General features: G+C 72.6%; 17 protein-coding genes and 2 pseudogenes. 12 read left to right on the forward strand and 7 right to left on the reverse strand.

Translation table 11 applies throughout. The features are described 5' to 3' along the window. Window positions 1–63: 63 nt before the first annotated feature. Window positions 64–1,095, reverse strand: a complete 1,032-nt coding sequence (locus GHR20_RS25195) for an MBL fold metallo-hydrolase (RefSeq protein WP_153814449.1) — start codon at window positions 1,093–1,095, stop codon at window positions 64–66. A gap of 135 nt (window positions 1,096–1,230) precedes the next feature. Here GHR20_RS25195 and GHR20_RS25200 point away from each other — a divergent pair, with 135 nt between their 5' ends. Both GHR20_RS25200 and GHR20_RS25205 read left to right on the forward strand, forming a co-directional pair. Beyond that, window positions 1,231–2,682 carry an aldehyde dehydrogenase gene (locus tag GHR20_RS25200; protein WP_153814450.1) on the forward strand — a complete coding sequence of 484 codons (1,452 nt, stop codon included), beginning with the start codon at window positions 1,231–1,233 and terminating at the stop codon, window positions 2,680–2,682. Between the two features lie 3 nt (window positions 2,683–2,685). Next, window positions 2,686–2,919 (forward strand): ferredoxin, encoded by a 234-nt coding sequence (locus GHR20_RS25205; protein WP_148024015.1) that lies wholly within the window; start codon window positions 2,686–2,688, stop codon window positions 2,917–2,919. A gap of 12 nt (window positions 2,920–2,931) precedes the next feature. Here GHR20_RS25205 and GHR20_RS25210 read toward each other — a convergent pair whose 3' ends face one another. Further along, window positions 2,932–3,546, reverse strand: coding sequence for a TetR family transcriptional regulator (locus GHR20_RS25210; RefSeq protein ID WP_153814451.1), 615 nt, complete (start codon window positions 3,544–3,546; stop codon window positions 2,932–2,934). A gap of 220 nt (window positions 3,547–3,766) precedes the next feature. Between GHR20_RS25210 and GHR20_RS25215 the strand changes: the two genes are divergently transcribed. The 4 genes from GHR20_RS25215 to GHR20_RS25230 all read left to right on the forward strand — a co-directional run bounded on the left by GHR20_RS25215 (window position 3,767) and on the right by GHR20_RS25230 (window position 7,756). Beyond that, window positions 3,767–5,197 carry a glycosyltransferase family 4 protein gene (locus tag GHR20_RS25215; protein WP_111582205.1) on the forward strand — a complete coding sequence of 477 codons (1,431 nt, stop codon included), beginning with the start codon at window positions 3,767–3,769 and terminating at the stop codon, window positions 5,195–5,197. Then, window positions 5,191–5,937: a class I SAM-dependent methyltransferase gene (locus tag GHR20_RS25220; protein ID WP_111582206.1), complete on the forward strand. Its 747-nt coding sequence runs from the start codon at window positions 5,191–5,193 to the stop codon at window positions 5,935–5,937. Before GHR20_RS25215 ends, GHR20_RS25220 begins: the two co-directional genes overlap by 7 nt. Further along, on the forward strand, window positions 5,934–7,004 hold the full coding sequence (locus GHR20_RS25225; protein ID WP_153814452.1) for a prenyltransferase: 1,071 nt from the start codon (window positions 5,934–5,936) through the stop codon (window positions 7,002–7,004). Before GHR20_RS25220 ends, GHR20_RS25225 begins: the two co-directional genes overlap by 4 nt. A gap of 164 nt (window positions 7,005–7,168) precedes the next feature. Next, the gene (locus tag GHR20_RS25230) at window positions 7,169–7,756 is read left to right on the forward strand and encodes a hypothetical protein (RefSeq protein ID WP_153814453.1); all 588 of its coding nucleotides are present in this window, start codon (window positions 7,169–7,171) and stop codon (window positions 7,754–7,756) included. A 14-nt stretch (window positions 7,757–7,770) separates the two neighbouring features. Here the strand turns inward: GHR20_RS25230 and GHR20_RS25235 are convergent, their stop codons facing one another. The 3 genes from GHR20_RS25235 to GHR20_RS25245 form a co-directional block, all read right to left on the reverse strand. Continuing rightward, a complete protein-coding gene (locus GHR20_RS25235) occupies window positions 7,771–8,781 on the reverse strand; it encodes an LLM class F420-dependent oxidoreductase (protein WP_111582209.1) in 1,011 nt (336 codons plus the stop codon). 104 nt (window positions 8,782–8,885) lie between these two features. Then, a complete protein-coding gene (locus GHR20_RS25240) occupies window positions 8,886–9,686 on the reverse strand; it encodes a DUF5336 domain-containing protein (protein ID WP_187279050.1) in 801 nt (266 codons plus the stop codon). A gap of 82 nt (window positions 9,687–9,768) precedes the next feature. Next, window positions 9,769–10,656: an N-acetylmuramoyl-L-alanine amidase gene (locus GHR20_RS25245; protein WP_153814454.1), complete on the reverse strand. Its 888-nt coding sequence runs from the start codon at window positions 10,654–10,656 to the stop codon at window positions 9,769–9,771. 217 nt (window positions 10,657–10,873) lie between these two features. On the opposite strand from GHR20_RS25245, the gene GHR20_RS25250 reads away from it, so the two are divergent. From GHR20_RS25250 to GHR20_RS25265, 4 genes are all read left to right on the forward strand, one after another. Then, window positions 10,874–11,611 (forward strand): DUF6879 family protein, encoded by a 738-nt coding sequence (locus GHR20_RS25250; RefSeq protein ID WP_153814455.1) that lies wholly within the window; start codon window positions 10,874–10,876, stop codon window positions 11,609–11,611. Next, entirely contained in the window at window positions 11,608–12,456 is an 849-nt protein-coding gene (locus GHR20_RS25255; protein ID WP_153814456.1) for a helix-turn-helix transcriptional regulator, read from the forward strand. The genes GHR20_RS25250 and GHR20_RS25255 overlap by 4 nt, the downstream gene beginning before the upstream one ends. Before the next feature lie 125 nt (window positions 12,457–12,581). Then, a complete protein-coding gene (locus GHR20_RS25260) occupies window positions 12,582–13,067 on the forward strand; it encodes a hypothetical protein (protein ID WP_153814457.1) in 486 nt (161 codons plus the stop codon). A gap of 59 nt (window positions 13,068–13,126) precedes the next feature. Beyond that, complete coding sequence (locus GHR20_RS25265; protein WP_153814458.1) at window positions 13,127–13,555, forward strand: hypothetical protein; 429 nt, start codon at window positions 13,127–13,129, stop codon at window positions 13,553–13,555. Between the two features lie 6 nt (window positions 13,556–13,561). Here GHR20_RS25265 and GHR20_RS25270 read toward each other — a convergent pair whose 3' ends face one another. Together GHR20_RS25270 and GHR20_RS25275 are read right to left on the reverse strand one after the other, a co-directional pair. Continuing rightward, window positions 13,562–14,155 carry a class I SAM-dependent methyltransferase gene (locus GHR20_RS25270; RefSeq protein ID WP_153816127.1) on the reverse strand — a complete coding sequence of 198 codons (594 nt, stop codon included), beginning with the start codon at window positions 14,153–14,155 and terminating at the stop codon, window positions 13,562–13,564. A 227-nt stretch (window positions 14,156–14,382) separates the two neighbouring features. Then, a pseudogene (locus tag GHR20_RS25275) lies at window positions 14,383–16,124 on the reverse strand (MFS transporter). A 160-nt stretch (window positions 16,125–16,284) separates the two neighbouring features. On the opposite strand from GHR20_RS25275, the pseudogene GHR20_RS25280 reads away from it, so the two are divergent. Both GHR20_RS25280 and GHR20_RS25285 read left to right on the forward strand, forming a co-directional pair. After that, window positions 16,285–17,470 (forward strand): annotated as a pseudogene (locus GHR20_RS25280) (beta-ketoacyl synthase N-terminal-like domain-containing protein). A 95-nt stretch (window positions 17,471–17,565) separates the two neighbouring features. Next, window positions 17,566–18,987 (forward strand): DHA2 family efflux MFS transporter permease subunit, encoded by a 1,422-nt coding sequence (locus tag GHR20_RS25285; RefSeq protein WP_194858983.1) that lies wholly within the window; start codon window positions 17,566–17,568, stop codon window positions 18,985–18,987. Window positions 18,988–19,095: the final 108 nt, after the last annotated feature.

The raw sequence follows: 19,095 nt of genomic DNA on the forward strand, positions 1-19,095 counted from the left end.
CAGCTGCCGCACAGCGTTCATGTGCCCGTGTACCAGTCCAGGAACCATGGCCGCGAAAGGAATTCACACCGCCGCGTACGTCACCGGATCGCTTCCCGGCACCTGTTCCACCCGGCCCCGCTCGAGGAGGTGGCGCAGATGGGCCTCGGCCTCCGAGACGGCGATGGTGCGGGAGGCGGGCGGGATGTCGGCCCAGGGCCGGTTCCAGCGCATGCGCTCGGCCAGCTGCCAGGGGGTGAGCGGGACGGCCAGCAGGGCGAGCAGGCCCCGCAGCCGCTTCTCGTGGTGGTCCAGCAACTCCCGTACCCGGGCGGGCGCGTCGGTGAAGGCGTGCCGGTGCGCGGGCAGCACCTCGGCCGGGCCGAGGCGGCCTACCCGCTCCAGGGAGCCGAGGTAGTCGCCGAGCGGGTCGGTCACGGTGGCGTCGTCCGGATCCTCGTACAGGCCGATGTGCGGGGTGATCCCGGGCAGCATGTGGTCGCCGCTGAACAGGCGGCCCCGGCCCGGGAGTCCGCCCGGGTGCGCCTCCTCCAGGTGCAGGCAGACATGGCCGGGGGTGTGCCCCGGGGTCCAGACCGCGCGCAGCCGGCGGCCCGGCAGGTCGAGGAGTTCACCGGGGACGATCTCCCGGTCCGGCGCGGCGGGGGAGAAGCGGGGCAGCGCACGGCCGCCCGCCGCGGCCGCCCGCAGCGGTGCCACCTGCTCCCGCGGCGCCCCCGCCGCCGTCAGCTTGGCGGCCATGTACGCGTACCACCGCTCGGGCCGCGCCTCGCGCGTCCTGCGGACGATCGCCGCGTCCGCCGCGTGCATCGCCACCCACGCCCCGGACACCTCGCGCACCCGCCCGCACAGCCCGTGGTGGTCCGGGTGGTGATGGGTGACGACCACCCCGGTCACCTCCGACACCCCGGTGCCGCAGGCGGCGAGGCCCGCCACCAGGGTGTCCCAGGAGTCCGGGTCGTCCCAGCCGGTGTCGACGAGCACCGGCCCCCGGCCGGTGTCCACCACGTACACCAGCGTGTAGCCGAGCGGGTTGTCCGGGATGGGCACCCGGATCGACCGCACGCCCCCGCCGTGATCGAACGTCCGCGCCATGGTCCGCCCCTTCGCCCGCCGGTCTCCGACCCGCCCATTGCCCACCATTACCGGAACTGATATCAGTTCTGATGCAGCGTCAGAAAGTGCATCGCCAGAAGTGGTGTGCGGCAGGCGGCGCGGTGGGAGGCAGCCATGACCGGGCTCGTGGAACACGGACAGCTCTACATCGGCGGGGAGTTGACGGAGCCGCTGGGCGAGGACGTCATCGAGGTGATCTCCCCGCACACCGAGGAGGTCATCGGCCGGGTGCCACACGCCTCGCGCGCGGACGTGGACCGGGCGGTGGCCGCGGCGCGCCGGGCCTTCGACGAGGGGCCCTGGCCACGCATGACCCCCGAGGAACGGATCGGCGTCGTCACCCGGATCAAGGACGGCATCGCCGCCCGGCACGAGGAGATCGCCCGGGTGATCTCCGCCGAGAACGGCTCCCCGTACTCCTGGAGCGTCCTCGCCCAGGCGCTCGGCGCGATGATGGTGTGGGACTCGGCGATCCGCGTCGCCCGGGAGTACGTGTACGAGGAGCGGCGCGACGGCGCCCTCGGGCCGCTGCTGGTGCGCCGGGAGCCGGTCGGCGTGGTGGCCGCCGTGGTGCCGTGGAACGTGCCCCAGTTCGTCGCCGCCGCCAAGCTCGCGCCCGCGCTGCTGACCGGCTGCACCGCCGTACTCAAACCGTCCCCGGAATCCCCGCTGGACGCCTACCTGCTCGGTGAGATCGCCCGCGAGGCCGGGCTGCCCGAAGGGGTGCTGTCCATCCTGCCCGCCGACCGGGAGGTCGGCGAGTACCTGGTCGGGCATCCGGGCCTGGACAAGGTGTCCTTCACCGGGTCGGTCGCGGCCGGCAAACGCGTGATGGCGGTCGCGGCCCGGCAACTCACCCGGGTCACCCTGGAGCTGGGCGGCAAGTCGGCGGCGATCGTGCTGCCGGACGCGGACCTCGCGACGGCGGTCGCGGGGATCGTACCGGCGGCCTGGATGAACAACGGGCAGGCGTGCGTGGCCCAGACCCGCGTCCTCGTGCCGCGCGCCCGCTACGACGAGTTCGCCGACGCCCTCGCCCGCGCCGCGGACGGGCTCGTGGTCGGCGACCCGCTGGACCCCGCCACCCAGATCGGCCCGCTGGTCGCCCGCCGCCAGCAGGCGCGCAGCCTCGACTACATCCGCCTCGGCCAGGAGGAGGGCGCCAAGGTCCTGTGCGGCGGCGGCCGTCCGGTCGGCCTGGAGCGCGGCTGGTACGTCGAGCCGACGCTCTTCGGGGACGTCGACAACTCCATGCGGATCGCCCGCGAGGAGATCTTCGGGCCGGTCGTCTGCCTGCTGCCGTACGGCGACGAGCGGGAGGCCGTACGGATCGCCGACGACTCCGAGTACGGCCTCTCCGGCAGTGTGTGGACTTCCGACGTCGAGCGCGGTATCGACGTCGCCCGCCGGGTGCGCACCGGCACCTACAGCGTCAACACCTTCAGCCTGGACATGCTGGGCCCCTTCGGCGGCTACAAGAACTCCGGGATCGGGCGGGAGTTCGGGCCCGAGGGCTACGGCGCCTATCTGGAGCACAAGATGATCCACCTCCCGGCGGGGGCGTGAACCATGGCCGACCGCTGGCACATCGAGGTCGACCGGTCCCTGTGCGTCGGCTCCGGCCAGTGCCTGCACCACGCGCCGGGCCGCTTCCGCCTCGACTCCGCCCGCCAGTCCCACCCGGTGGACCCCGACACCGACGCCGCCGAACCCGTCCTCACGGCGGCCGAGACCTGCCCGGCGGAGGCCATCTCCCTCACCCTCGAAGGCAGCGGGGAGCCGGTGTTCCCGCCCGAGGAGTGAGCGCGCCGGGCGCTATCGAGCCGGGCCGGTCAGGTCGATCAGCCGGCAGACCGTCTCGATGTCGATCTTCACCTGGGCGATGGAGGCACGGCCGGAGAGCCAGGTGACGAGGGCCGAGTGCCAGGTGTGCTCGATGACCCGGACGGCGGAGAGCTGCTCGGGACTCGGGTCGTCCAGGCCCATCGCGTCCAGGATGATCGCCGTGGTCTGCCGGGAGACCTGGTCCACGTCGGGGCTGACACTGCGGTCCGCGAAGGTCAGGGCGCGGACCATCGCGTCGGCCAGATGCGGCTCGCGCTGCAACGCCCGGAAGGCCCGCATCAGGGTCTCGGCGACCCGCTCGGCGGCGGTGTCACCGGCGGGCGGCTTGCGGCGCAGGGTGCCGTGCATGCGCTCCAGCTGGTCCTGCATCGTGGCCACCAGCAGATGCACCTTGGACGGGAAGTACCGGTACAGCGTGCCGAGGGCCACCTGGGAGGACTCGGCCACCTCGCGCATCTGCACCGCGTCGAAACCACCCCGGCCCGCCAGCCGCGCGCTCGCGTGCAGGATGCGGCGACGGCGGGCTTCCTGACGCTCCGTCAGGGGCGGCGGGGGAGTGCGCGACGTACTGGCTTCCGCAGGCATGGGTCCCGTTCCGTGACAATCGGTGAGGGTGTCGGTAGGGCACGTGATCGGACAGCATGGCAGGGCCGCGCGCCGTGGCGCGAATCACCTGATCCACTGCTCACAGCACCCCTACCTGCCGGTAGATTCAGAGGCTCTTGAACGATCAAGTCTGAAACTTGTTCTAGATTAGCGTCCCGTCGTAGTCTCGCGGGACAGTGCAGGCAGAAGGGGGCACAGAGTGACCGCCGAGGCCCGGCAAGCGGGTGCCCGTGAGGACTTCGCCGCCGACGGGGAGCGACCGCTCGACATCGCGCTCCTCACCTATAAGGGGAACCCGTTCTGCGGCGGGCAGGGCGTCTACGTACGGCACCTCTCGCGCGAACTGGCCCGCCTCGGACACCGCGTCGAGGTCATCGGCTCCCAGCCCTACCCCGTGCTCGACGAGGGCTACCCCGCGCTCACCCTGACCGAGCTGCCGAGCCTCGACCTCTACCGCCAGCCCGACCCCTTCCGCACCCCCGGCCGCGGCGAGTACCGGGACTGGATCGACGCCCTCGAAGTGGGCACGATGTGGACCGGCGGCTTCCCCGAGCCGCTCACCTTCTCGCTGCGCGCCCGCCGGCTGCTGCGGGCCCGGCGCGGCGACTTCGACGTCGTCCACGACAACCAGACCCTCGGCTACGGCCTCCTCGGCGACGTCGGCGCCCCGCTGGTCACCACCATCCACCACCCCATCACCGTGGACCGGCAATTGGAGCTGGACGCGGCCGAGGGCTGGCAGCGGCGGTACTCGGTGCGGCGCTGGTACGCCTTCACCCGGATGCAGAAGCGGGTCGCGCGCCGGCTGCCCTCGGTGCTCACCGTCTCCGGCAGCTCCCGGCAGGAGATCGTCGACCACCTCGGGGTGCGGCAGGACCGCGTCCATGTGGTGCACATCGGCGCCGACACCGATCTGTTCGCGCCGAATCCGGCGGTGCCCGAGGTGCCGGGGCGGATCGTCACCACCTCCAGCGCCGATGTGCCGCTCAAGGGGCTGGTGTTCCTCGTGGAGGCGCTGGCCAAGGTGCGCACCGAGCACCCGGCCGCGCATCTCGTCGTCGTCGGCAAGCGCCCCGAGGAGGGGCCGGTCGCCCAGGCGATGGAGCGGTACGGCCTGGATGGCGCCGTCGAGTTCGTCAAGGGCATCTCGGACGCCGAACTGGTCGACCTGATCCGCTCCGCCGAGGTCGCCTGCGTGCCCTCGCTGTACGAGGGGTTCTCGCTGCCCGCCGCCGAGGCCATGGCCACCGGCACCCCGCTGCTCGCCACGACCGGCGGCGCGATCCCCGAGGTCGCGGGCCGCGACGGCGAGACCTGCCTCGCGGTGCCGCCCGGCGACGCGGGGGCGCTGGCCGCGGGCCTCGGCCGGCTGCTGGGCGACGCCGGACTGCGCGCCCGGCTCGGCGCGGCGGGCCGCGAGCGCGTCCTGGCCAACTTCACCTGGGCCCGGGCGGCCCAGGGCACGGTGGCGAGGTACCGCGAGGCCATCGCCGCCCGCGGCTCCGCCGCCGGCACCCGCCGCCCCGCGCCCGAGACCCCCGGCCGCTCCGCGGCCCCTTCGGTCGCCGCGCTCTCCGCGGCCGCCCCGAGTGACACCAGCGTCTATCCCGAAAGCAGGGCCACGTGCTGACCGTCGACTTCTCCCGGTTCCCGATCGCCCCGGGAGACCGCGTGCTGGACCTCGGCTGCGGAGCCGGCCGGCACGCGTTCGAGTGCTACCGGCGCGGCGCCCGGGTCGTGGCCCTCGACCAGAACCCCGAGGAGATCCGCGAGGTCACCAAGTGGTTCGCGGCGATGAAGGAGGCCGGCGAGGCCCCCGAGGGCGCCACCGCCACCGCGATGGAGGGCGACGCGCTGGCGCTGCCGTTCCCGGACGACTCGTTCGACGTGGTGATCATCTCCGAGGTGATGGAGCACATCCCCGACGACAAGGGCGTGCTCGCCGAGATGGTGCGCGTGCTGCGCCCCGGCGGCCGGATCGCGGTCACCGTGCCCCGCTACGGCCCGGAGAAGGTCTGCTGGGCGCTGTCCGACGCCTACCACGAGGTCGAGGGCGGCCACATCCGCATCTACAAGGCGGACGAGCTGGTGGCGAAGGTCCGCGGGGCCGGTCTGAAGCCGTACGGCAGCCACCACGCGCACGCCCTGCACTCGCCGTACTGGTGGCTGAAGTGCGCCTTCGGCGTCGACAACGACAAGGCGCTGCCGGTGCGCGCGTACCACAAGCTCCTGGTCTGGGACATCATGAAGAAGCCGCTGGCCACCCGGCTCGCCGAGCGCACCCTCAACCCGGTGATGGGCAAGAGCTTCGTGGTCTACGCGACCAAGCCCCACCTGCCCCGGCTCGCCGAGGAGGCGGCCGCCCAGTGACCACCCCCCGGACAGAACACCTCGTCCTGCCCGGGGTCCTCACCGCCGAGCAGGCCGCCGCGACCGTACGCGGCATCCTCGCGGTGCAGCGGGAGGACGGCGCGATCCCGTGGTTCCGGGGTCACCACCTGGACCCGTGGGACCACACCGAGGCCGCGATGGCCCTGGACGCGGCCGGTGAGCACGAGGCCGCCGAGCGCGCCTACCTGTGGCTCGCCCGGCACCAGAACGAGGACGGCTCCTGGTACGCGGCCTACGCGGACGGCGCCCACGACGAGGTCACCGACCGCGGCCGCGAGTCCAACTTCGTGGCGTACATAGCCGTCGGCGTCTGGCACCACTACCTGTCCACGGGCGACGACACGTTCCTGGACCGCATGTGGCCCTGCGTCTACGCGGCCATGGAGTGGGTGCTCGGCCTCCAGCAGCCCGGCGGCCAGATCGGCTGGCGGCGCGACGAGGACGGAACGCCCACCGCGGACGCCCTGCTCACCGGCAGCTCCTCCATTCACCACGCGCTGCGCTGTGCGCTCGCCATCGCCGAGCAGCGTGAAGAGGCGCAGCCGGACTGGGAGTTGGCGGCCGGCGCGCTGCGGCACGCGATCCGCAGGCACCCAAAGCGGTTCCTGGACAAGAACCGCTACTCGATGGACTGGTACTACCCGGTCCTCGGCGGCGCCCTGACCGGCGCGGAGGCCGAGGCGCGGATAGCCGGCTCCTGGGACCGGTTCGTGGTCCCGGGCCTCGGGGTGCGCTGCGTCGTCCCCAATCCCTGGGTGACCGGCGGCGAGTCCTGCGAACTGGCGCTCGCGCTGTGGGCGGTGGGGGAGTCGGACCGGGCGCTGGAGATCCTCAAGTCCGTGCAGCATCTGCGGGACGCCGACTCCGGTCTGTACTGGACGGGTTACGTCTTCGACGACGAGGCGATCTGGCCGCGCGAACTGACCACCTGGACCGCGGGTTCGCTGCTGCTCGCGGTCGCCGCGCTCGGCGGTCACGAGGCGACCTGCGCGGTCTTCGGCGGCACGTACCTCCCGGCGGGCCTGGACCCGGACTGCTGCCGCTGACCCGACCCGACCCCACCGCTGACCCGACCTGACCTGGCCTGACCCGGTCCCGTCCGGTCCTTGGCGTGGTCCCCCGGCGTTTGCCCCGAGTGGCGTAACCGCGTGTGCGGAGTGACGGTGGAGAAGGAAGCTCCCCACTCGGAAAGACACGTCGGGAGGACCTCGTGCCTGTACCGATACGGCGTCTCTGTCTGGCGCTGGCCGTCTGCTGCGCCCTGGTGGCCGGTGGCACGGCCTGCGGAAACAGCAACGCCGGTGCCCACCCCAGCACCAAGACGGCGGTCACCACCGTGGCGCTGAACCAGCCCGCGGCCGAGCCCAGTCCCACCACTTCCGCCGAGAAGCAGAAGTTCGCCAAGACCAGGTTCGTGGCGAACGCGGGCCTCGCGGCCGGTGCCACCTACCAGTGGATCTACAAGCCGTGGAAGGCGGGCAAGTTCAAGAAGGGCGCCCATGGCCGCAAGCTGGCCCTGGTGAAGGCCGGTGCCGCCGGTCTGTTCACCTACAACCGGCTGAAGGCCGCCGAGCGCAACGCCAAGGGCGACCCGCTGCTCTCCAAGGCCCTCGCGCCGCTGAGCAAGAGCATCGAGAGCCTGAAGGACCTGTCGACCAAGCTGCGGCACGGTGACACCGGCGCGGCGGGCGGCTTCAACGACGTCATCAACAACGTGAAGGACGCCGGGAAGAGCGCGGGCGCACCCGTGCAGAACAAGGTGCCGTCGGCGGGCCAGCTCCGCAGCGGCAGCCAGTAAGTCCCCCGGAGAGCCTAGGAGTTCAGCTCCGCCAGTACGCGGAGTGTGCAGGGGTCCGGTGACAGGGCCAGCAGGTCGGTCACCGGGCCCCTTCGCCACGACTCCAGCCGCTTTGCGATCCGTTCGCGCGGGCCGATGAGCGAGATCTCGTCGGCGAAGGCGTCCGGCACGGCGAGCACCGCCTCCTCGCGCCGCCCCGCCAGGAACAACTCCTGTACCCGGCGGGCCGCTTCGGGATATCCCATCCGGGCCATGAGGTCGGCGTGGAAGTTGCGGGAGGCGTGTCCCATGCCGCCGATGTAGAAGCCCAGCATCGCCTTCACCGGCAGCAGCCCCTCGGCCACGTCCTCGCACACCTTCACCCGGACCATGGGCGCCACCCGGAACCCCTCGGGCAGGTCGCGCACCGCGTCGCCGTACACCTCGGGCCGGTCCGGCGCCCAGTACAGCGGCAGCCAGCCGTCGGCGATCCGCGCGGTCTGCGCCACGTTCCGGGGGCCCTCCGCGCCGAGCAGCACGGGGAGGTCCGGCCGCAGCGGATGCGTGATCGGCCTGAGCGGCTTGCCGAGCCCCGTGCCGTCCGGCCCCCGGTACGGCAGCGGATGGAACCGCCCGTCCAGCGACACCGGCGCGGCGCGGCGCAGCACCTGCCGTACGACGTCCACGTACTCCCGGGTCGCGGTCAGCGGCGACGCGGGGAACGGGCGGCCGTACCAGCCCTCCACCACCTGCGGCCCGGACAGCCCGAGCCCCAGCGTCATCCGGCCGCCGGAGAGGTGGTCCAGGGTGAGCGCGTGCATCGCGGTGGTGACCGGGGAGCGCGCTGCCATCTGGGCAACCGCCGTACCCAGCTCGATCGTGGACGTCCGCGCGGCGATCCAGGTGAGCGGGGTGAAGGCGTCCGAGCCCCAGGACTCGGCCGTCCACACGGAGCCGTAACCGAGCCGTTCCGCCTCCTGGGCGAGCGGCACATGGGCGGCGTCGGGGCCGCGTCCCCAGTACCCGAGCGCGAGACCGAGCCGCATGCGCACTCCTCCTGACGTACCGTCAGTTCACCGTGCAGGGGAGCGACTGTACGACAACGGCCCCCCGCCCGGAAGGGCGAGGGGCCGTGGCCCTGGAGGGTCGGTCAGCCGCGCTGGATGCCCGAGGTGTCCTGGAGCACGCCGCGACGGCCGTCCTGGGTCTGGGCGATCAGCGTGGCACCACGCTGCTCGACCGCCAAGTACCAGGTGCCCGGCGCCAGTTCGGCGATCGGGGTGGGCGAGCCGTCCTCCGCGAACAGCGGACGGGTCACCGGCACCGCGAACCAGAACGGCGAGAAGTCCGCCGGCGCGGCCTGCTGCGGCGCGGCACCCTGCGTGGGCGCCGGCTGCGGCGCGCCGTACGGCTGGCCCTGCTGCGGCTGGGCGCCGTACGGCTGCTGCGGGGCACCCTGGGCACCCGGGTAGCCGTAACCGCTGGGCTGCTGGGCGCCGTACGGGCTCGGAGCGGCCGGCTTGGGCGCCGGGATCAGCGCGCCCTGGAGCGCCGGGACCAGCGGGGTGGCGACGGCGGCACCGGCGAGGACCAGCGCGGCGATGAACCCGAGCACGAGCCCGGCGCCCGCGTCGACCCCGTTCGGCACGTCCACCAGCGTCCAGAACAGGGTCCAGGCGGCGAGGATCGTGAAGGCCGTGCCCACCACGCCGAGATCCAGGCCCAGCACCTTGCGCGGCTGCGGCAGGCAGCGGTTGAGCACGATCAGCGCGGCACCGATGACGGCCCCCATGTACGTGCCGAGGCCCGTCCCGAGGTTGTCCCACACGCTCTGGCTGCCCGAGTATCCGGCGGCCGAGTAGGAGTAGAGATCGAGGAACGACGCGATGAACAGCAACACCGCTGCTCCGATCACCACGCCGTCGCCTCTAGTGAGGGAGCGGATGTTCACTTCAGGTCCTTCGTGAGTCGTCTCGTCGTCGCTAGACCCTACCGTCCGCAAGATCCGGCTGTCCGGCCGGTCGAGGCGCCGGTCAGGACCCGCGCAGGAAACTCACGATTCCCTCAGACATCCCCTGCGCGGCCTTCTGCCGCCAGGTCCCGCTGGTCAGTAGTGCCGCGTCCTTGGTATCGCGCATGTTGCCGCACTCGATGAACACCTTGGGAACCGTTGACAGATTGAGACCGCCGAGATCGGTGCGGGTGTCGAGCGCGGTGCCGTGGCCGATGTAGTTGGACGGCGGCTCACCGGTCACCCGGCGGAAGTCCGACGCGATCCGCTCGCCCAGCGCGCGCGAGGGCCCGACGATCGGCCGGGTGTCCGCGCCGCCCGCGTGCACGGCGCCCGGCAGGATCACATGGAAGCCCCGGTCGCCCGCCGGCGCCCCGTCGGCGTGGATCGAGATCGCCGCGTCCGCGTGCGCCTTGTTGCCGATCGCCGCCCGCTCGTCCACGCACGGCCCCCACTCCGGGCCCTTCTCGTCATGGGTCAGCCGCACGGTGGCACCCTGCCGCTCCAGCAGCGCGCGCAGCCGGTGCGCCACATCGAGCGTGAACCGGGCCTCCGGGTAACCGTCGTTCGTGGACGTACCCGTGGTGTCGCACTCCTTGCGGCCGTTGCCGACGTCCACCTGGCGGTTGATCTCGGCCGGGTGCCGGAAGTTGTCGACGTTGTGCCCCGGATCGACGACCACGACCTTCCCCGCGAGCGGGGCGGCCGCCTTGTCATCGGCGCCCGGGGCAGCGGCCGGCGCACTGCGCCCGGCCGGCTTCGCCGCGTCCTCGCCCGCCCCGCCGCCCGCCGCGTACGCCCCCCACCCGACGAGCCCCCCGGCCACCAGGGCACCCCCGGCCACGACGATCGGCACCCGCCAGGAACGACGCTGCTTCGGGGGTTCGGACTCCGGACCTGTGTATGACACGTCAGCCACCCTAACGGCAGTCCGGAGTGCCCGGACGGTTCAGGCGGGCCCTACGGGTGACCCGCGCATCCGGGCCCCGCGTCGGGGCTCCCGCGCGGCAGCCGCTTGCGCGCAATCGCTGATTTCACTTGGCCGTGCGCAATCTCCCGCAATCGCACGGCGTCGCCTCGCCCGTCCCGCGCATCCTGGGACCCCGACCGCCGAAGACGGAGACGGCATGGCCCTCAGGTTCATCGGCACCACCAGTGACGAAGGTGACTGCCCCACCCTGTACGAGATCGAAGGCACCGACGAGATCCTCGTCCAGGGGGATCGCGAGACCGATCCCCGGCACCTGGCACGGTTGCGGGACGTGAAGCCCTGCGAGACGTTCGTCCGCGTCCCCCGCGATCTCCTCGCCCGCTACGCGCCGAGAAGTCCGGCCCCCGAGCTCCGGCCGTTCTCGGCGATCTCGCACCTCTTCCGCGAGTTCCGGCACACGGCCTGGCGGCTGGAGACCCGCCGCGGGTACGCCTCCGACCGGCACGGCCCGAAATGGACGCGCTGGCAGGCCGGTGCGGACATCACCGCCGGGACCAGCGGGTGGCTGGAGAACGTCGCCGAACAGACGGCGGCCGGGAAGCGGTTCGAGCGGGTGCGCCTGGTCGACGAACCGGCCACCGAGGGCCAGCGTTTCCTGCTCGCGTGCGCGCCGGCCAACGTCGCCGTCGGCGAGGACATCCGCAACCTGACCCGCGCACAGGCCGCGCGGCTGCGCCTGCCCGACGACGACTTCTGGCTGTTCGACGCGAAGACCCTGGCCCGGTTCGCCTTCGACGAGGACGACGTCACCCTCGGCGTGTACGTCACCGAGGACCCCGCCGAGGTGCTCGCGGCCTGCCAGGCCCGGGATGCCGCCTGGCATCACGCCGTGCCCACACGGGAGTTCGCCCGCGGGGTAGCTTCGACCGTGTGACCACCGACTTCCAGACGGCCCGTGAAGCTCTCGGTGCCCGGCTGCGCGAGCTGCGCACCGAGGCCGGACTGGAGGGCAAGGAGCTCGCCGCCCGCATCGGCTGGCAGACGTCGAAGGTCAGCCGCTTGCAGAACGGCAAGCAGACACCCACTCGCGGTGATCTGACCGCGTGGGCCGGCGCCGTCGGCCGGCCGGGCGTCGCGGACGAACTGCACGGGCTGCTGGCCGGCCTGGACATGAAGCAGCGCAATCGGTCCTGGCGCAAGCAGCTGGCCGGCGGCCACCGAGGACGGCAGGAGATCGCCGTCCGGCTCACCGAGAACACCCGGCAGATCCGCGGCCTCGAAGTCTCCCGTGTCCCCGGCTTGTTCCAGACGCCCGAATACGCACGGGTCGTCTTCGACTCGCTCGCCGAGTTCCGGGGCATCCCCTCGACCACCGACGCGGCCGTCGAACGGCGGATGCGCCGGCAAGAGGCCCTGTACGACCCGGAGAAGACGTTCCGTTTCCTCGTCTGCGAGGCCGCCCTGTACCACCGCCCGTGCCCGGCCGACGTGATGGCCGAGCAGCTCGACCGCCTCTACAACCTCGTCGGGCAGAAGCGCGTCGAACTCGGGATCATCCCGTTCGGCGCGCAGCTGCGCCGCACGGCACCGCACGCGTTCTGGATCTACGACCGCCGGCTGGTCATCGTGGAGACCATCGGCGAGGAACTCTGGCTGACCGGCGACGAGGACGTGGCGCTGTACGAGCGGGCATGGGACTGGTTCGCCGAATCCGCCGAGTACGGGCCCCCGGCACGGCGCCTGATCGGCCGTGCCCGGGCCGCCCTCGGCCTTTCGTAGGCAATCACCGCCAACTCCGCCGACGGTGCGCGCAATCCCGCGCAATCGCCGCGAGGCCGGGCGATCTCTCCGCATACGGTCGGGGCCAGGGCATTTCAGCAGCCCTCCGACCAGAGGAGTGAGCCTTGTCCGCACCCGTCATCGAGGCCGTGCTCGGCAGGTCCCTCGTGGACGCCCTCTTCTTCGGGCGGCTCAGCCGCCGTGTGGCCAGGAACCACGGACTGGACATGACCAGGGCCGAGGAGATCACCGACCAGGCCCTCGCCTACCTCGCCACCGCCGCCCGGAAGCCCGCGGGCGCTCCCACGCTGTACATGAGCGCGGCCGTCGACCCGGCCTGGCACGAGTTCATGCACGACACCTTCGAGTACGACCGGTTCTTCGAGCGCCACGGCTGGCCCAAGGTCCACCACCAGCCCTGCGACGGAGGTCCGGACGGCGCGCGTGTCTACCCGCCGGGGACCGAGGCGCTTCCCCCGACCGTGGCGGCGATCGAGGCCGCGGGCTACCGGGTGGAGCCCGGGCTGTGGACGGCCGGCACGGACTGCGGGGACACCTGCGGCGACGACGGCGTGCCCGGGAATCCGCCCGACTGCGGGCACGGCGTCTGACGGGGTGCGACCGCACCGGGAGCGAACACGTGGCAAGGACCATCACGGGGACCGGGCGAGTGACGATCTTCAGCCTGCTGCACGACTGGGAGACCGCCTCGCGGTGCGTCCTCGCCTACACCACCGCCGACAACGGCCTCACCGCCGTCCTCGGATGTGTCCCCGTGGCAGGCAATGTCTTCGAGCCGGGCGATCTGTTCGCGACGGCCGTACGGCACGGGTTCGTCGGGGAGTGGAAAGGGGCGCGCGAACAGCGGGCCGCCTGCTGGCTGGCCTGTACCGGGTCGGGCTCCCGCACGGTACGGAAGCCGGACACGATCGACGCGCAGGAGGCGGCCTGGACGCTGGACATGGCACGGACCGTCGACCTCGACGGCTCCTACTACGGGCACCATCGGGTGCACGCGGGCCGGTTCACGCTGGGCGATCCGGAGCTGACGGCACGGGCACGGGCGCTGCTGCCCGAACGCGTGACGACGGCGGGGTGAGGGACCTCAGATCCCCGTCCCCGTTCGGCGCAGGACGCGCAGGGAACCGGTGGCCGAGGTTTCCGTGAAGGCGCCGGAGGCGAGGGCGCGCAGGTAGATACGGTAGGGGGCCTGGCCGGTGAACTCGTCCTTCGGGTCGGGGAACACGTCGTGGATGGCGAGCAGTCCGCCGTCGGCGAGGTGCGGGGCCCAGCCCTCGTAGTCGGCGCTCGCGTGCTCGTCGGTGTGGCCGCCGTCGATGAACACGAAGCCGAGCGGGCCGCCCCACACCGCCGCGACCTGCGGCGACCGGCCGACCAGCGCGACCACGTGCTCCTCCAGACCCGCCCTGAACAGCGTGCGCCGGAAGGCGGGCAGCGTGTCCATCAGCCCGACCTCGGCGTCCACGGTCTCCGGGTCGTGGTAGTCCCAGCCCGGCTGCTGCTCCTCGCTGCCCCGGTGGTGGTCCACGGTCAGCGCGGTCACCCCGGCCGCCCGCGCGGCGTCGGCCACCAGCAGGGTCGACCGCCCGCAGTACGTCCCCACCTCCAGCAGGGGCAGCCCCAGCGCCCCCGCCTCCACCGCCGCCGCGTACAGGGCGAGCCCCTCGTCCACGGGCATGAACCCCTTGGCCGCCTCGAACGCGGCGAGTGTCTCGGGCTGGGGGCGATGGCCATAGGACGCCTTTCGGGGTGGCACGGCTGTTCGGGCCCATGCTGCCGCACCGCCGTGAACGGGCGTGACGTGGGGCGCCCTTCCGCGGGGCACGAGGAACGGCGCGATCGGCCACGACGCGGCGCACGCCGCGCCCCGGCCGGTCGCACCACGGCGATCCGCTACGAGATCGGCTACAGACTCACCGTCTCACCCGGCAGCGAGAGGTCCAGTTCGACCGCCCGCTCCTCGCCGTGGTGCGTCGCCGAAGAGGCGAGCGGTCCATGGCCGAGGGCCCGTGCCGCGAGGACGTACGCCCCCTCCATCGGCACCGCGAGCGCGTACCGGCCCGCCTCGTCGGAGACGGCCGACCCGGCCTGCCGCCCCCGGTGGTCGATCAGCGTCACCTTGGCCCGGGCGACGGGCACACCGGTGGCGTCCAGCACCCGCCCCGGAACCCCGCAGCACCTCCTCCGCCAGCTCCAGCACGGCATCGTCCTGCGCGCTGCTGGCCCGCAGCCGCACCTCCCGCACCGGGCGGCCCGCCTTCGGCAGGAACAGGGCGAGCACCAGGCCCGCCGCCACCGCGCCCGTCGCGATGAGGAACGACACCCGGAACCCGTGCATCGTCGGGATCGCCATGCCCCCACGGTGTGCGCCGTGTTGGCGAGCACCATGCCGACGACGGCGCTCGACACCGACGTGCCGATCGAGCGCATCAGCGTGTTGAGCCCGTTCGCCGCGCCCGTCTCCGACGCCGGGACCGCGCCGACGATCAGCGCGGGCAGCGAGGAGTACGCGAGCCCGATGCCCGCGCCGAGGATCACGGACGTGAGGATCGTCTGCCAGGCCGCCTGCATCAGGCCGAGCCCGCCGCCGTAGCCGATCGCGATGATCAGGAGGCCGATGATCAGGGTGGTCCTGGGGCCGTAGCGGGCGGAGAGCCGGGCGTACACCGGCGCGGTGAACATCATCGTCAGGCCCAGCGGCGCCACGCACAGACCGGCGACGACCATCGACTGACCGAGCCCGTACCCCGTGGCCTTCGGCAGCTGGAGCAGCTGGGGCAGGACGAGCGAGACGACGTAGAACGCGACGCCGACCATGATCGACGCCAGGTTGGTGAAGAGCACCGCGGGGCGCGCGGTGGTGCGCAGGTCGACCAGCGGCGCCTCGGCGCGCAGCTCGTACAGGCCCACAGGAGGAGGACCACGACGGACGCGACGAACAGGCCGAGCGTGGTCGCCGAGGACCAGCCCCAGTCGCTGCCCTTGGTGATGGGCAGCAGGAGCAGCACCAGACCGGCGGACAGCCCGAGCGCGCCGGGCAGGTCGAAGGAGCCCGCCGCGCGCATCGGGGACTCGGGGACGGTGAGCAGGGTGAGGGCGATGGCGAGCACGCCGAGACCGGCGGCGCCGTAGAACAGCGCGTGCCAGTTCATGTGCTGGGCGACCAGCGCGGCGGCGGGCAGGGCGAGGCCACCGCCCACGCCTATGGAGGAGCTCATCAGGGCCATGGCGGAGCCGAGCCGCTCGCGCGGCAGCATGTCCCGCATCAGGCCGATGCCGAGGGGGATCGCGCCCATGGCGAAGCCCTGGAGGGTACGGCCCGCGATCATGACGAGCAGCTGGCTGGTGAGCGCGCTGACCAGCGCGCCGATCACCATCACGGCGAGGCTGGCGATCAGCATGCGCCGCTTGCCGTACAGGTCGCCGAGCCGGCCCATGATCGGGGTGGCGACGGCGCCGGACAGCAGGGTCGAGGTGAGCACCCAGGTGGCGTTGCTGGGCGCGGTGTGCAGCAGTTGGGGCAGGTCTTTGATGACCGGCACGAGCAGGGTCTGCATCACCGCGACCACGATGCCCGCGAAGGCGAGCACCGGGACGACGGCCCCGCTGGCCTCGCGGCGCGGTTCGTCGGTCGTCGTGTGGGTCATTGAGGGCGGCCTCCCGTAGACATAAGTGCGGGGTAAACCTCGTATGCACAGGCAACTATTCCGTTGCTTCGGGCCTCTAATGTTTATTTGACCATCCCATGGGTTTCTGAGTCGTCGTCAGGGATGGCCATATTGTGGAACACGTTCTAGTCTGCGGGCCATGACGGCCTATGTAGCCGGGGTCGGGATGACCAGGTTCGAGAAGCCCGAGACCCGTGACTGGCAGTACTGGGACATGGTGCGCGAGGCCGGTGGAGCCGCGCTCGCGGACGCCCGGATCGGATACGACGAGGTGGAACACGTTCCCGTCGGATACTGCTTCCAGCCCTCGACAGCGGGCCAGCGCGCCGTCTACGAACTGGGGCTCACCGGCATCCCCGTCTACAACGTCAACAACAACTGCGCCACCGGCGCCACCGCGCTGATGCTCGCCCGCCAGTTGGTCGAGGGCGGCGCCGCCGACTGCGTGCTCGCCCTGGGCTTCGAGAAGATGAGCAGGGGCTCGCTCGGCGGCGGAGCCGGCTCCGGCGACCTCGCCGCGTCCCCGGTCGCCCGGCACTACGGCGTCCTGGCCGCCCGGCACGGCTTCGCGCGCACCCCGCCCACCGCCCAGCTCTTCGCCGCCGCGGCCCGCGAGCACCGGGAGCGGTACGGCACCACCGACGCGCAGCTCGCCGCCGTGGCCGCCAAGAACCACCGGCACTCCGCGCACAACCCCGCGCCCAGTTCCGGGAGGTGTACGACATCGCCGGCATCCTCGCCGCGCCGATGGTGCACCCGCCGCTGACCCGGCTCCAGTGCTCGCCCACCTCCGACGGCGCCGCGGCCGCCGTGGTCGTCTCCGAACGGTTCGCCGAGCGGCGGTCCCTGACCGGCCTCGTCGAGATCGCCGGGCAGGCGATGGCCACCGACACCGAGGAGTCCTTCGCGTCCGGCTCCTGTATCGACGTCGTCGGGCAGCCGCTGTCCCGCGCGGCCGCCCGGCAGGCGTACGACCGCGCCGGGCTCGGCATCGAGGACGTGGACGTGATCGAGCTGCACGACTGCTTCTCGGTCAACGAGCTGCTCACGTACGAGGCGTTGGGCATGTGCGAGCCGGGGGAGTCGGGGAAGCTGGCCGAGTCCGGCGCGACGACGTACGGCGGCCGGTGGGTGGTGAACCCGTCGGGGGCCTGATCTCCAAGGGGCATCCGCTGGGCGCGACGGGCCTCGCCCAGATTGCCGAACTGGTCTGGCAGCTGCGGGGCGAGGCGGGCCTGCGGCAGGCCGAGGGGGCGCGGGTGGGGCTCGCGCACAACATCGGTCTCGGCGGGGCGGCGGTGGTGACCGTACTGAGGGCGGTGTGATCAGGCCGGGCCGGGTGACGTAGTCCGCGCGGAGTAGGACCCCTGGTCCGAAATGCCGATGCAAGGACCGCAACCGGCCTGAGACCATGACATTCATGCTGGAGACCGCCGACACCCCGCCCCTCATATCCCGACGTACGACGCCCCCGACCTGGTTGGTGGTGGCTCTGGCCTGCGCCGGACAGTTCCTGGTGGTGCTGGACGTCTCCGTGGTGAACGTCGCGCTGCCGTCCATGCGCACCGACCTCGGTCTCAGCGCCTCCGGCCTGCAATGGGTGGTCAACGCGTACGCGATCGCCTTCGCCGGGTTCATGCTCCTCGGCGGCCGGGCCGGCGACCTGTACGGCCGCAAGCGGATGTTCCTCGTCGGCCTCGGCCTGTTCACCCTGGCCTCGCTGGGCGGCGGCCTCGCCCAGGAGGGCTGGCAACTGCTGCTCGCCCGCGCCGTGCAGGGCCTCGGCGCGGCGGTCCTCGCGCCCTCCACGCTCACCCTGCTGACCGCCGCGGTGCCGGAGGGCGCCGCACGCGCGCGGGCCATCGCCACCTGGGCCGCGGTCGGCGCGGGCGGCGGCGCCGCGGGCGGACTCGTCGGCGGGGTCCTGGTGGACGTGCTGTCCTGGCGCTGGGTGCTGCTGATCAACGTGCCGGTGGGCGCGGTCGTGCTGGCCGGCTCGCTGCGCTGGCTGGTGGAGAGCCGCGCCGGGAACCGGCGCCGGCTCGACCTGCCCGGCGCACTGCTGGTCACCGCCGGTCTCGCCACGCTCGCGTACGGCATCTCGCGCACCCAGGAGACGGGCTGGACCGCCCCGGCGAGCCTGCTGCCGCTGGCCGCCGGAGTGCTGCTGATCGCCCTGTTCCTGCTGGTCGAGGCGCGCACCCAGGCCCCGCTGATGCCGCTCGGGCTGCTGCGGCGGCGCTCGGTGGCCTCGGCGAACGCGGCGATGCTGGTGTCCGGTTCGGCGATGTTCTGCATGTGGTACTTCATGACGCTGTACGCGCAGAACGTGCTCGGCTACTCCCCGCTGGCGGCCGGTGCCGCGCTCGTGCCCAGCTCGCTGGCCGTGATCATCGGCTCCAAGGTGGCGCCCCGGCTGATGCGCACGGCGGGACCGCGCCTCGTGGCGGTGCTGGGCACGCTGATCGGCGCGAGCGGGTTCGCCTGGCAGTCCACGATGAGCGCGCACGAGGCGTACGTCACCGCGATCATGTTCCCGGGCATCCTGATGATGCTGGGCGGCGGTCTGGCGATGACGCCGCTGGCCGCGCTGGCGACCTCGGGGGCGGCGCCCGGCGAGGCAGGGGTGGTCTCCGGGCTGGTCAACACCTCGCGCACGATGGGCGGTTCGCTCGGTCTCGCCGTGATGTCGACCATCGCCGCCACCGGCACGGGCACCGGCACCGGACCGCAGGCCCTGACCGACGGCTACGCGCTGGCCTTCCGCGCCTCCACGGCGGTGCTGCTGGGCGGGGCGCTGCTGATGGCGCTGTGGCTGCCGCGCCATCTGCCGCACAGGTGAGCGTCCGCCGGGGGCGCCTCCGCCGCCTCCGGCCGCACGGCCACGAGTCCCATGGCCATGAGTCCCACGGTCACGAGTCCCACGACCGCACGTCGCACCGCCTCCGGT

Origin of the sequence: Streptomyces sp. SUK 48, assembly GCF_009650765.1 — a bacterium.
In the GTDB taxonomy this organism is placed as follows: Bacteria; Actinomycetota; Actinomycetes; order Streptomycetales; family Streptomycetaceae; genus Streptomyces.